Genomic DNA, 14,051 nt, shown 5'->3' on the forward strand with positions numbered 1-14,051 from the left:
ACAGATAAACACAGATTTTTTTAATATTTACTATTCTTGAGAATTATAATCTTTAAATTTTATAATTTTTAAATCTTTAAATAAAAACTAACATGAACTATATTTCAATTCAAATTGCAAAAATTGTCCAAAGAGGAACGCGACGGATGTAGATTTGTTAAAAACAGAAACGCCGATAGAATAGATTTAATAACAAATGAAATCCGTGTAAATCTGCGTCTTCGCGATAGCGAATCAGTTTAATCCGCGTCCAAAATGTGCAACAATATAAAACAAAAAACATGAACTATATTTCAATTCAAGATATCAACTCATTATCAAAATGGGTAAAAGGTGCGTTAAAAATCAAGAAAAAACCACTAAAAAACCAACACCTAGGTAAGAACAAAACCTTAGGAATGTTATTTTTTAACCCGAGTTTAAGAACACGTTTAAGTACTCAAAAAGCCGCTATAAACTTAGGAATGAATGTTATGGTAATGAACTTTACCAACGAAGGATGGACATTAGAGTTTGAGGACGGAGCAATAATGAACTCAGGCGCTTCAGAGCATATCAAAGAAGCTGCCGAAGTAGTTTCGCAATACTGCGATATTATTGCTATTAGAGCATTTGCAGGATTATTAGATAAAGAAAAAGATTATGCCGAAACCGTTATTTCAGGCTTTTTAAAATACGCCACAGTTCCAATTGTAAATATGGAAAGTGCGGTTCGTCACCCTTTACAATCATTGGCAGACGCAATTACTATGGAAGAGTTTAAGACCAAGCATAAACCAAAAGTAGTGCTTTCTTGGGCGCCACATCCTAAGGCATTGCCACAAGCAGTAGCTAATTCATTTGTAGAAATGATGCAAATGCAAAAAAATGTCGACTTTGTAATTACACACCCCGAAGGATACGAGCTAAGTCCAGAAATCACGAAAGATTCAAAAATAGAATACGATCAAGACAAAGCATTCGAAAATGCCGATTTTGTTTATGTAAAAAACTGGAGTAACTTTAATGATTACGGTAAAGTAACCAATTCAGACCCAAATTGGACCGTTACTGCCGATAAAATGGCATTAACCAACAACGGGAAATTCATGCATTGCCTTCCCGTTCGTCGTAACGTAATTGTAAGCGATGAAGTTTTAGATAGCGAAAATTCAATTGTAATCGAGCAAGCCAATAACAGAACATACGCTGCACAATTGGTGTTGCAAAAGATTCTTAAGAAGTTATAAATTAAGTTGCTAAGGTTCTGAGTTACTAAGATGCTAAGTCACTTAGAACCTCAGAACCTTAGCGTCTTAGAACCTCAAAAAAAATGAAAGTATCATTAATAAAAATTGGCGGTAATATAATCGATAATCCATCAGAATTAGAGAAATTCTTAACAGATTTTTCTAAGATAGAAGGACATAAAATATTGATTCACGGTGGAGGAAAATCGGCTACAAAAATGGCTGAAAGTATTGGTCTAGTTCCGCAAATGATAGATGGTCGTCGTATAACCGATGCAGCAATGCTCGATGTAGTCGTGATGATTTATGCAGGACAAATCAATAAGAATATTGTAGCACAATTGCAGGCAAAAAACAATAATGCAATTGGATTTTCGGGAGCCGATGGAAACTTAATCCAATCGACAAAAAGAAACCACCCAACAATCGATTATGGTTTTGTGGGCGATGTAAAACAAGTAAACACAAGTTTATTGGCTACATTGCTGGAAAACAACATAGTACCGGTTTTTTGCGCGATTACACACGATAAAAACGGACAATTACTAAACACAAATGCCGATACAATTGCAAGTGAGTTAGCGATTGCTTTATCCCAAGATTTTGATGTAACGCTTACCTATTGTTTTGAAAAACAAGGAGTTTTGTCGGATTCAGAAGATGATGATTCGGTTATTACCGAAATAAACGCTGAATTATACGAAAAACTAAAAGCAGAAAAAGTAATTCATTCCGGAATGATTCCAAAATTAGACAATTGTTTCAATAGCTTGTCTAAAGGAGTTCAGGCCATAAAAATCGGGCATCATAGTATGTTGCAAAATTCAAGTATATTGCATACAACGATTACATTATAAAAGATATAGCCACAGATTAACGGATTAAAAGGATTAAAAATCTGTGAAAATTCTTTTAATCTGTGGCAAAAAAAGAGCATTACGCAAGGCATTTTAAATATTAATTTAAGAAATTTGCGCAAATTAAAATCGTTACAGATTTAATTAAAAAAACGTTGTGGCTTAGAACCTCAGTATCTCAGTACCTATAAAAAAATGAAAAATATAGAAACGCTTACCCAAGAAGCAATAGCATTATTAAAAAGTTTGATTGAAACCCCATCTTTTTCAAGTGAAGAAGATCAAACGGCACTTTTAATCGAAAATTGGTTCAATCAAAACGAGATTCCTTTTAACAGAGAGAACAATAATGTGTGGGCTTTCAATAAATATTTCGACAAAAATAAACCAACACTTTTACTGAATTCTCACCACGATACAGTAAAGCCAAACCAAGCCTATACCAACGATCCCTTTAAAGCAATTGTAAAAGATGGCAAATTATTCGGGTTAGGAAGTAATGATGCAGGAGGATGTTTAGTTTCGTTATTGGCCACATTTGTACATTTTTACAACAACCAAAACTTACCTTATAATCTAGTAATTGTAGCTTCGGGTGAAGAAGAAAGTAGCGGAAAAAACGGGTTAAACAGCGTTTTACAGCATTTACCAGAATTAGATTGCGCCATCGTAGGAGAACCTACATTAATGCAGTTAGCAGTAGCCGAAAAAGGATTATTAGTTCTTGATGTAAAAGTAAAAGGAACGGCAAGCCACGCTGCACACCAAAACGACGACAACTCATTATACAACGCTATTCCCGTAATGGAATGGTTCAGAAATTATAAATACGATAAAATATCCGATGTTTTAGGGCCAGTAAAAATGACTGTAACCCAAATAAACGCAGGAAAACAACATAATGTAGTGCCGTCAGAATGTGACTTGGTAGTCGATATTCGCGTAACCGACTGTTATTCTAACACCGAAATTCTTGAACTTGTAAAAGCAAATGTAAAAGCTGAAGTAGCACCACGGTCTATGCACCTTAATGCTTCATCTATCCCGGTTGAGCATGGTTTAGTTCAGGCAGGAATCGCTTTAGGAAGAACTACCTATGGTTCGCCAACACTTTCAGATCAATCGGTTTTAAGTTGTCAATCATTAAAACTAGGGCCAGGAGAAACATTGCGTTCACACTCGGCTGACGAATTTATTTTTATTAACGAAATCGAAGAAGGAATCGAATTGTATATCAAAATACTAACCGATTTCTTTAAAATATAATCCTTGTCATCCTGAGCGAAGTCGAAGGATAATTAGGAGTTATTTCCCGCTATCCGTTCCAATCTTTTATTTTTTAAAGGAAAAAATAAAAGGATTTTCACTGCTATCGGGGCTAGAAACAACATAATAAAAAAACATGGCTTTAGCCATAACTAAGAAATATAAAGATTTAGGAAGGTCTAAAAATCTAAGTAGTCTAAAAATCTAAAAATCTAAAAATCTACCTATGAAACTTTGGGAAAAAGGAATTGCAACAGACAAACAAATCGAACAATTTACTGTTGGAAACGATAGAGAACTAGATTTGGTTCTGGCAAAATACGACGCATTAGGTTCAATTGCACATGCAAAAATGTTGGGACAAATTGGGCTTTTAACTGCTGATGAAACCAATTCGTTAGTAGATGCATTAAACGAAATCATTATCGATGCCGAAAAAGGAAATTTTGTAATCGAAGATAGTTTTGAAGACGTACATTCTAAAATCGAATATTTGCTAACAGTGAAACTAGGTGATGCAGGAAAGAAAATCCATACAGCCCGTTCTCGTAACGACCAAGTTTTGGTCGATGTGCATTTATATCTAAAAGACGAAGTAAAAGCATTAAAAGAACAAGTAAAAAGCCTTTTTGACTTGTTAATGGAATCTGCCGAGAAACATCAAAATGTATTATTGCCAGGATATACACATTTGCAAATAGCAATGCCGTCCTCATTCGGGATGTGGTTTTCTGCGTATGCCGAAAGCCTTATCGATGATATTACGATGCTAAACGCTGCAGCCAAAATTGTAGATCAAAACCCACTAGGTTCAGCTGCAGGATACGGAAGCTCGTTTCCTATAAACAGAACATTTACAACACAAGAACTAGGTTTCGAAACCTTAAAGTACAATGCCGTAGCGGCACAAATGAGTCGTGGTAAAGCTGAGAAAACAGTTGCCTTCGCGATGAGTAGCGTAGCAGCAACCTTGTCTAAATTTGCAATGGACGTTTGTTTGTATATGAGTCAGAATTTTGATTTTATCAGTTTGCCATCACATCTTACAACAGGTTCAAGCATAATGCCGCACAAGAAAAACCCAGATGTATTTGAATTGATTCGTGGAAAATGCAACAAAATCCAAGCATTACCATACGAAATCACTTTGATAACAAATAATTTACCAAGTGGATATCATAGAGATTTACAGCTTTTAAAAGAAGGATTGTTTCCAGCAATCCAAAACCTTAAAGCTTGTTTAGATATTGCGATTTTCTCTATAAAAGACATCACAGTAAAGGACCATATCTTAGACGATAAAAAATACGATTACCTATTTACAGTAGATACCTTAAATGAAATGGTCGTAGCAGGAATGCCGTTTAGAGATGCATACAAAGAAGTTGCCGAGCAATTAGAAAACGGAACATTTAAGTCGCCTAAAGAAACAAAACATACACACGAAGGAAGCATCAATAATTTATGTTTAGATGCGATAAAAGATAAGATGAAGAGTTCTTATTAATTCAGGAAAATGCGCTATGATTTCATAGTGCATTTTTTTTAGAATAAATCCTTCTTTGTCCAAAGCAGAAAATTCATACTAAATACATATATTTGATAATTAGTTATCATAAAGTAATAGTATGGGACATTTTGAAGAACAGACAACTCAAGATCTTTTTGAGAAAAGTCTAATTACAGAAGAGCAATTAAGTCAAATAAAGGAATATCGAGGTTTAGGTATTTTTTCACTTTATACCGAATTGAAATTGTTCCTCTATTTATCGGTACTGTTATTTACTACAGGAATCGGAATTTTAATATATCAGAACATTGATACAATAGGGCATGTCGCTATTTTGTCTTTGCTATTAATTGTAACAGTAATCTGTTTTTACTTTTGTTTTAAAAAATCAAAAGGATTTCAAAAAGAAGATTCTAGTTTTGAGAATCCTGTCTTGCAATATTTAGTTCTTACCGCAACACTTTTGAGTTGTATTTTTATTGGTTACATTCAGTTTCAGTATAAGCTTTTCGGTACCCATTATGGTTTAGCAACATTGGTCCCTACGATTATAAGTTTCTTTTGTGCTTATTATTTTGATAATAAAAGCGTGTTAACAATTGCAGTAACTGGTTTAGCAGCTTATATAGGTCTTTCGGTAAGTCCGCAAACATTGCTTAGCAACGATTTTTATACCACAGATACCTTAAGTTATTCGGCAATTGTATTGGGAGGGTTATTAATACTTTGGACAATCTATAGTTCTAAAATTAATTTGAAAACACATTTTAATTTTATTTACCTTACTTATGCGTTGCATTTAATAAGCATTGCTACAATCAATAATTTACTTCAGGGATATTGGTTGGTTTTTGCAATAATTTTAGGAGCTTTTACTTATTATTTCTACAAAGTAAGTTATCAGATCACTGCAATTTCATTATTTGTGTTTACAATTTTATATGGATATGTTGGAATTAATATAATAGTTTTTAAATTTTTGGAGTTTGTAAACGCAACTGATTTTTATGAATTAATAATGTTAATAACGCCTTTTTATATAATAGGTTCTATAATTTTACTTATTAAATTAATTAAAAATTTCAATAAACAAAAAGCAAATGATAGTATACGATAAGAATTTATTGAAGAATATTTTTTTGGTTAATGAGGCAGAGAGTTTACAAAAAGCCAATTTTATAACTAAAGAACAATTAGATACTATTTCTAAAGAATTACCGGTTCTTAAAAGCCATGATAATATATTAATTCGGATTGGTTTCTTCCTATTAGGTGTTTTTTTATATTCATCTATTTGTGGAGTGATATCTTTATTAGGACTAAGCGCTGCTTCCAGTGATTTTTATATTGTTTTAGTTTATTTTTTTGCAATAGTTGGGTTTGCAGGTACAGAGTTTTTAGCACAACAAAAATATTATGGGTACGGCTTAGACGATGCTTTTGTATTAGGAGCACAATTAACATTGGCAATAGCTATTGCCATATCTTTTACAACTAATATTTTAAATGTAAGCAATGGAGATATACTTGCTAGCATGATTGCTGTAACGATAGTTTCCTTTTTACTGTATTTGCGTTATGTACATTTATCTTCGGTATTGATTTTTTGTTTGTCATTGACTGCAACATTAGGATTCGTTACCTTTAATTATATCGAGTCAGGTAGTGTTTTCCTGCCATTTGTATTAATGATTTATGCAATTGGAATGTATTATATTGGTAGAACGCTTCTTAAAAATTTGACAGAGCCTTTTTATTATAAAGGAATTCTCCTGATGAAAAATTTCAGTTTAATATTATTTTATTTTTCGGGGAATTATTTGGTTGTAAGAGAGCTTTCTGCCAGTTTATCTGGTGGCTATTATGAAATAAGTCCAGAAATTCCATTTGGAGTAATCTTTTGGATTTTTACGTTTATAGTTCCAGTTCTCTATTTGTTTTTTGGATTACGTAATAAAGATAGAATCTTGCTTTGGATAGGTTTTTTATCTTTTTGTTTTTCGATTTTTACTTTTAGAACGTATCATCATGTTTTACCAACAGAAGTAGCTTTGACTTTTGGAGGATTATTACTTTTTGCATTTACTTATTTTGCGATAAGAAAGATAAGAGATAATGAAAAAGGAATAACATTTAAACCAGATCGTATAGATAGCTCTAATTCATTACTCAATGCCGAAGCACTAATTATTGCTTCAACATTTAATTTAAAACCCGAAATAAAACCCGAAGAATCACCAATGGAGTTTGGTGGAGGTGATTTTAGTGGAGGAGGTTCAGGAGGGAGTTTTTAATTAAAAACAAATACCGGATAAATAATTGAAATATTCCTAACTAAGTCAGGAATGTTTTAATGAATATATGATTCATATTCTTGTATTTTTACTTGCAAACGATTTTCCAAATATTGATTTGCTCCTTTTAACTTTTCTAAAATAACTTCAGCTTCATTTTTGTATTTTCTTTTTTTAAGACTATCCCAAGTTTTAGGAGGCTTTTGTAAGTTAGTTATCCTATCTGCTAATTTTACAGCCCAAACTTCTTTTCTTTGAGATGAAATTCGGTTCAAACTATCAAGCATTTTTTCTTCTTTTGGTAAATTATCATTTTTTGTAAGGGCAGAAACACCTTCGGCTATTTCAATTCCAAATTCAAGTTCTAATTCATGAAATGTTGTAGTTGTATCTTCTAATGTATCATGTAATAATGCAATTTGAGTAGCAAAATTTAAGTCAAATTCCTTAGTATTACTTGCGGTAATTAAAATTTCCATTGCCACATTGCTTAAATGAACAACATAGGGTAGTTGAGAATCAGGAATGAGTTGATTATTCTCTGAATGTTTATGGGCAGCAAAAATTATTGTCTTTTGATAAATTGATTGGATATCCATTTAGTTTTATTGAAAATTACACTTTTTCTTTCAATGCATCAGCATCAATATCGCTATGAGAAACATCATATATTGATTTTCCGTCTTTGATAAGCAATAATTGAGGAGATTGATGAACAACGTTAAAACGCGAGGCTATTTCATTTGAAACATCACGATGTGCTATTAAATCAAGAAAATAAGCCTTAACTTTATTGTCTAAATCAAATTCTTTCTCAAATCCTTTTAGCGCCATTCTGCTAATACTACATCTAGTACTGTGTTTAAATATAAGAATTGGCTTATCTTTAGACTCCGTTACGATTTCGTCTAATTGGTCTAAACTTGTTAATGGAATCCAGTTTATTTTGGTTTCTGATGATTCATTTTTATCAGAATCTCCAAATAGGGATGATAGAAAATTCATGTTTTGTCGTTATTTATGACTTTTTGACATTTAAAAATGATAAAAATCAAGTTTTTAGCGTCATTTTGTCTGTTTTATTGTTGTGGAATATAATTTGAGAAATAATAAACAAAGTTACTTATTAAAATAGAATCATAAATCATAAATCAAATAAAGATGAACATAAATAAATTTACAATCAAATCGCAAGAAGCAATTCAGCTCTCTCAGCAATTGGCTCAAAAAAATGGCCAACAGCAAATAGAGAATGAACACATCTTCAAGGCTATTTTTGAAGTTGATGAAAATGTAGCACCATTTATTTTGAAAAAACTCAATGTAAATGTGCCTTTATTTCTTCAAATTCTAGATAGCACAATTCAAAGCTTTCCGAAAGTTTCGGGAGGAGATGTAATGCTTTCCAGAGATGCAAACAAAGCATTGAACGAAGCAGAAATTATTGCACAAAAAATGAACGATGAATATGTTTCAATCGAACATTTAATGCTTGCAATTTTTGATTCAAAAAGCAAAGTTGCTCAAATCTTAAAAGATCAAGGAGTAACAAACAAAGGCTTAAAAGCAGCTATTGATGAATTACGTAAAGGAGAACGTGTAACTTCTGCATCTGCCGAAGAAACATATAACTCATTAAATAAATATGCTAAAAACTTAAATGAATTAGCACGTTCAGGAAAATTAGATCCTGTTATCGGACGAGATGAAGAAATTAGACGTGTATTACAAATCTTAACACGTCGAACTAAAAATAACCCAATGTTAATTGGTGAACCCGGAGTTGGTAAAACCGCAATTGCCGAAGGTTTAGCACGAAGAATCGTTAATGGTGACGTGCCAGAAAACCTAAAGGATAAAATTGTGTTTTCACTAGATATGGGAGCATTAATTGCTGGGGCAAAATTTAAAGGAGAATTCGAAGAAAGATTAAAATCGGTAGTAAAAGAAGTTACTGCTGCCGAAGGTGATATCGTCTTGTTTATCGATGAAATTCATACACTTGTAGGAGCGGGTGGAGGAGAAGGCGCAATGGATGCGGCTAATATCCTAAAACCAGCATTGGCTCGTGGAGAATTAAGAGCGATTGGTGCAACAACTTTGGATGAATATCAAAAATATTTTGAAAAAGATAAAGCGCTTGAACGTCGTTTCCAAAAAATTATAATTGATGAGCCAGATACCGAAAGTGCGATTTCAATTTTACGAGGAATCAAAGAAAAGTATGAAACACATCATAAAGTTCAGATAAAAGACGAAGCAATTATTGCTGCTGTAGAGCTTTCTCAACGTTATATTACCAATCGTTTCCTACCGGATAAAGCGATTGATTTAATGGACGAAGCTGCATCTAAATTGCGTATGGAAATCAATTCAAAACCTGAGGAATTAGACGTTTTGGATAGAAAAATAATGCAATTAGAAATTGAGATTGAGGCCATAAAACGGGAGAAAGAAGAAAGTAAGCTTAATGCTTTACACATGGAATTGGCTAACTTGAAAGAAGAACGTAATGAAATCTACGCCAAATGGAAATCTGAAAAAGATGTAGTAGATGGAATTCAGGCTGTAAAATTAGAGCTTGAAAACTTTAAACATGAAGCAGATCGTGCAGAGCGTGATGGGGATTACGGAAAAGTAGCCGAAATTCGTTACGGTAAAATTAAGGAAGCGCAAGAAAGACTAGATGTTTTATTGAAACAAATGCATGAATACCAATCTGGACATTCTTTGATAAAAGAAGAAGTTACCAGAGAAGATATTGCCGAAGTTGTAGCAAAATGGACAGGTATTCCAGTAATGAAAATGCTTCAAACAGAAAGAGAAAAACTATTGCATCTAGAAGATGAGTTACACAGACGTGTAGTGGGTCAAGAAGAAGCAATCGAAGCAGTAAGTGATGCTGTAAGACGAAGCAGAGCTGGTTTACAAGACATGAAAAAACCTGTGGGTACATTCCTGTTTTTAGGAACTACAGGGGTTGGTAAAACAGAGCTTGCAAAAGCATTGGCGGAGTATCTTTTTGATGATGAAAATGCCATGACAAGAATTGATATGAGTGAGTATCAAGAACGTCATAGTGTGAGTAGGTTAGTAGGTGCACCTCCGGGATACGTAGGATACGATGAAGGTGGACAATTAACAGAAGCGGTACGTAGAAAACCATATTCGGTAATTTTGTTAGATGAGATTGAAAAAGCGCACCCAGATACATTTAATATTTTATTACAAGTATTAGATGAAGGACGATTGACTGATAACAAAGGGCGTTTGGCCGATTTTAAAAATACGATTATCATCATGACTTCGAATATGGGAAGCCAGATTATACAAGAAAAATTCGAGAATTTAAAAGGAGGTATTGAAGCCGCTACAGAGGCAGCAAAAGTAGAAGTGCTTGCTTTATTAAAACAAACAGTACGTCCGGAATTTATAAACCGTATTGATGAGATTGTGTTGTTCCCACCTTTAACAGTGGACAATATTAAACAAATTGTTGGTTTACAATTAAAAAGTGTAACCAAAATGTTGGCTTTGCAAGGAATTACAATGGATGCAACTCCAGAAGCAGTTGCTTATTTATCGGATAAAGGATTTGATCCACAATTTGGTGCAAGACCAGTAAAACGAGTTATACAAAGAGATGTTTTAAATCAATTGTCAAAAGAAATTTTGGCAGGAAAGATTACAACAGATAGTATTATTTTATTAGATGCTTTTGATGGACAATTGGTTTTTAGAAACCAAACACCAGTACAAGCTAATTAATATTTAATTTTAATAGTTTGAAAGCACCAGTCGCAAGGCTGGTGCTTTTTTTATGTCTATATTTTTAGGATTCTCTTCTTTTGAATAATATTTTTCGTAAGAATTATTATATATTTGGATTTTTGAGTAAAAATTTGACCTTATTCAAATAAAATAATCAACGGCTAAATCACTTATATGAAAGGAAAACAACAAACTTTTTTAATTTTATTTATTACTAGTATTTCATTTATAACGAGTAGTTATTCACAAGAAAGTGTAGTAGTCGCTGGCGGAAGTGCTACAGGGGCAGGCGGTACATCGAGTTATTCAATTGGACAAATAGCTTATACAAGTTTACCTGGGGCAGATGGATATGTGTTGCAAGGTATCCAACAGCCTTATGAGATAACTACATTAGGGAAAGATGAGCTTACGGCGATTAATCTTGTAATGACTGCTTACCCGAATCCTGCTATTGATATGCTTAATTTAAGTGTGACTGATAATAAATGGGATGATTTATCCTGTAGTTTACTTGACATCAATGGGAAAGTAGTATCTAAAAAATTAAAAATAATAACTCAGGAAACAAGAGTGCCAATGCAAGGATTAAATCAAGGAATTTATTTTCTAGTAGTAAATAATAGCAACAAAACAATAAAAACTTTTAAAATCATAAAAAAATAACATTCAAATAGCAGAAAACATATGAAAAAAATTACTCTGGCATTACTATTATTAAGCTCTTTTACAATTTTATTCGCACAGACTCCACAGAAAATGAGTTACCAATCGGTTATTCGTAAAACGGATGGAACATTGGTTACAGGTACTTTAGTAAGTATAAAAACTAGTATTTTATTAGGTTCAGCAAGTGGTACAGCTACTTATGTAGAAACACAAACAACAACAACAAACAATAACGGATTAGCCACAATAGAAATAGGAGGTGGAACTCCTGTTACTGGAACTTTTGCAGGTGTAAATTGGGGTGCGGGATCACATTTTATTAAGACCGAAATTGATCCAACAGGAGGGAGCAACTACACGATTAGCGGTACAAGTCAGCTTTTAAGTGTACCTTATGCTTTATATGCCGGAAGTAGTGAAAATCAAGGAAAACCAAGTATAATTATAACTGGTGATATTACAGATGCACAGGCAGCAGCACAAGTAGCAGCTGAGTTTGGGCCTCAGACCGAAAATATTTACGTTCTAAATACAACAAATTTAACAACTTTAGATTTAAGCCAAATAAAAAAGTTGGTAATCTTAAATATAGGCGGTAATTTAAATTTATTTGCAATAAATTTAAGTAATTTGGGCGAAGTATATAGTCAGTTTACTATAGAGGATAATAAAAAATTAAGTTCAGTTTCATTTCCTGTTTTGAAAGTATTATATGGGGCTCAAACTAATATCTCTAGTAATTCTTCTTTAACATCTATTTTTCTTCCTTTGTTGACTACATGCAAAAGCATTTATTTTAGTAATAATGCCATTCTTACTTCTATTGATTTACCTGTTTTATCTTCAGTTTATAATTACACAACTACTCTTGCCTTTGATAGAAATGCACTTCCAAGTTCTCAAATTAATTTGCTTTTAGGTACAATGCTAAATATTTCCCCTGCAGGAGGGAAATATATTGGATTGGGAGGTCAAAATCCACCCGCTCCTCCTGTAGGACAGGGGATTATAGATAAAGAAATTTTAGTAAGTAAGGGAAATAATGTTGTGACCGATTAACTCATGATCAATTTTTTAAAAATAAAGTTATTATTTATAAAGCACCAGTCGCAAGGCTGGTGTTTTTTTTATGTTTAAAACAAAAATACAAATTTGATAAAATTAGTAGAAAGAGATTTAATCAAAAAGTATTAGATTCGCGTAAAATAACAAAACACGTCGATTAATTTTGGAGCACATTACCAAGAATTAACGCGTTCTTAAAAAACAATTATAAATGGCATCAGGTTTTTTCGTACTATTAGATGATATTGCAGCAATGATGGATGATGTTGCAGTAATGAGTAAAGTTGCAGCAAAAAAAACGGCAGGGATTTTAGGAGATGATTTGGCTGTTAATGCTGAGAAAGCTTCGGGATTTGCTTCATCTCGAGAACTTCCTGTATTGTGGGCAATCAGTAAAGGTTCGCTTCTTAATAAAGTAATCATTTTACCGATAGCATTCTTATTAAGTGCTTTTTTTCCTATTGCTATTGTTGTAATTCTGGTACTTGGAGGACTTTTTCTAGCCTATGAAGGTGCAGAGAAAATATACGAATTTATATTTCCTCACAAACATGAAGCATCGGAGGGACTCGCATTACAAACATTTACTGAAGAAGAAATTCTGGAAGCTGAAAAAGGTAAAGTAAAATCAGCAATTGTAACTGATTTTATTTTATCTGTAGAAATAGTAATTATTGCATTGGGAACCGTAATAGGGAAACCAATTTCATCACAGATTATTGTGGTTTCGATAATCGCATTAATTGCAACAATTGGAGTTTACGGTATTGTTGCAGTTATTGTTAGAATGGACGAAGTTGGACTTAAACTAATTCAACTGAGTAAAAAAGAAAATAGCCTGCTTAAAACTATTGGAAACTTACTAGTACAAGCACTCCCAATAGTGATCAAAGGTTTAACAGTTATCGGTACAATAGCTTTAATTTTAGTAGCTGGGGGAATATTTGTACACAATATTGATTTTTTCCATCATTTAGTCCCACAATTACCTTCTATTATAAAAGAATTTGTCGTTGGGCTTGTATTAGGATTTATAGTATTGGCAGTAGTAAATCTATTCAAAAAAATATTTTCAAAGAAAAAGTAGCATAAAGTTTAGTGCTTCATATATCAAAACACTAGTCGAAAGGCTGGTGTTTTTTGAAGCAGAATAATCATTTTTAAAACACCACTTTTCCCGCTATCCACTATATCTTTTCCTGGCTAAAGAAGCCAAGAAAAGGATATCGTTTCTTTCGGGGCTATTATAAAAGTTTTTTTTGTAAGAAATAACAGTTGTTGTGCTATTTTTTTATAAAAATAATCTTCTGATTTACAATTGATTAAGGTTTTAGTGAATTATTTAACAGTTTTTAAAAGCAACCAAAGCTACACATCTACATCTTCATAG

General features: G+C 32.8%; 12 protein-coding genes. 10 read left to right on the top strand and 2 right to left on the bottom strand.

The features are described 5' to 3' along the window. The first annotated feature begins 281 nt into the window (after positions 1-281). The 6 genes from OIU83_RS15900 (at position 282) to OIU83_RS15925 (ending at position 7,156) form a co-directional block, all read left to right on the top strand. Positions 282-1,229, top strand: coding sequence for an N-acetylornithine carbamoyltransferase (locus tag OIU83_RS15900; RefSeq protein ID WP_264207244.1), 948 nt, complete (start codon positions 282-284; stop codon positions 1,227-1,229). 83 nt (positions 1,230-1,312) lie between these two features. Further along, positions 1,313-2,086, top strand: coding sequence for an acetylglutamate kinase (gene argB / locus OIU83_RS15905; RefSeq protein WP_264207245.1), 774 nt, complete (start codon positions 1,313-1,315; stop codon positions 2,084-2,086). A 195-nt stretch (positions 2,087-2,281) separates the two neighbouring features. After that, entirely contained in the window at positions 2,282-3,352 is a 1,071-nt protein-coding gene (locus OIU83_RS15910; protein ID WP_264207246.1) for a M20 family metallo-hydrolase, read from the top strand. Between the two features lie 226 nt (positions 3,353-3,578). Then, a complete protein-coding gene (argH, locus tag OIU83_RS15915; RefSeq protein ID WP_264207247.1) occupies positions 3,579-4,859 on the top strand; it encodes an argininosuccinate lyase in 1,281 nt (426 codons plus the stop codon). Between the two features lie 121 nt (positions 4,860-4,980). Continuing rightward, positions 4,981-5,979 carry a DUF2157 domain-containing protein gene (locus OIU83_RS15920; protein WP_264207248.1) on the top strand — a complete coding sequence of 333 codons (999 nt, stop codon included), beginning with the start codon at positions 4,981-4,983 and terminating at the stop codon, positions 5,977-5,979. After that, entirely contained in the window at positions 5,963-7,156 is a 1,194-nt protein-coding gene (locus OIU83_RS15925; RefSeq protein ID WP_264207249.1) for a hypothetical protein, read from the top strand. The genes OIU83_RS15920 and OIU83_RS15925 overlap by 17 nt, the downstream gene beginning before the upstream one ends. A gap of 56 nt (positions 7,157-7,212) precedes the next feature. On the opposite strand, the gene OIU83_RS15930 is transcribed toward OIU83_RS15925, so the two are convergent. Continuing rightward, positions 7,213-7,755, bottom strand: coding sequence for an HD domain-containing protein (locus tag OIU83_RS15930; RefSeq protein WP_264207250.1), 543 nt, complete (start codon positions 7,753-7,755; stop codon positions 7,213-7,215). Between the two features lie 16 nt (positions 7,756-7,771). Further along, positions 7,772-8,161, bottom strand: coding sequence for a bacillithiol system redox-active protein YtxJ (gene ytxJ, locus OIU83_RS15935; protein WP_264207251.1), 390 nt, complete (start codon positions 8,159-8,161; stop codon positions 7,772-7,774). A 156-nt stretch (positions 8,162-8,317) separates the two neighbouring features. On the opposite strand from ytxJ, the gene clpB reads away from it, so the two are divergent. The 4 genes from clpB (at position 8,318) to OIU83_RS15955 (ending at position 13,748) form a co-directional block, all read left to right on the top strand. Then, positions 8,318-10,924 carry an ATP-dependent chaperone ClpB gene (gene clpB, locus OIU83_RS15940; RefSeq protein ID WP_264207252.1) on the top strand — a complete coding sequence of 869 codons (2,607 nt, stop codon included), beginning with the start codon at positions 8,318-8,320 and terminating at the stop codon, positions 10,922-10,924. A gap of 177 nt (positions 10,925-11,101) precedes the next feature. Continuing rightward, the gene (locus tag OIU83_RS15945; RefSeq protein ID WP_264207253.1) at positions 11,102-11,593 is read left to right on the top strand and encodes a T9SS type A sorting domain-containing protein; all 492 of its coding nucleotides are present in this window, start codon (positions 11,102-11,104) and stop codon (positions 11,591-11,593) included. A gap of 21 nt (positions 11,594-11,614) precedes the next feature. Beyond that, on the top strand, positions 11,615-12,655 hold the full coding sequence (locus OIU83_RS15950) for a hypothetical protein (protein ID WP_264207254.1): 1,041 nt from the start codon (positions 11,615-11,617) through the stop codon (positions 12,653-12,655). Positions 12,656-12,872: 217 nt separating this feature from the next. Continuing rightward, positions 12,873-13,748 carry a DUF808 domain-containing protein gene (locus OIU83_RS15955; RefSeq protein WP_264207255.1) on the top strand — a complete coding sequence of 292 codons (876 nt, stop codon included), beginning with the start codon at positions 12,873-12,875 and terminating at the stop codon, positions 13,746-13,748. Positions 13,749-14,051 lie beyond the last annotated feature (303 nt).

Origin of the sequence: Flavobacterium shii, from assembly GCF_025847235.1 — a bacterium.
Lineage (GTDB): Bacteria > Bacteroidota > Bacteroidia > Flavobacteriales > Flavobacteriaceae > Flavobacterium > Flavobacterium shii.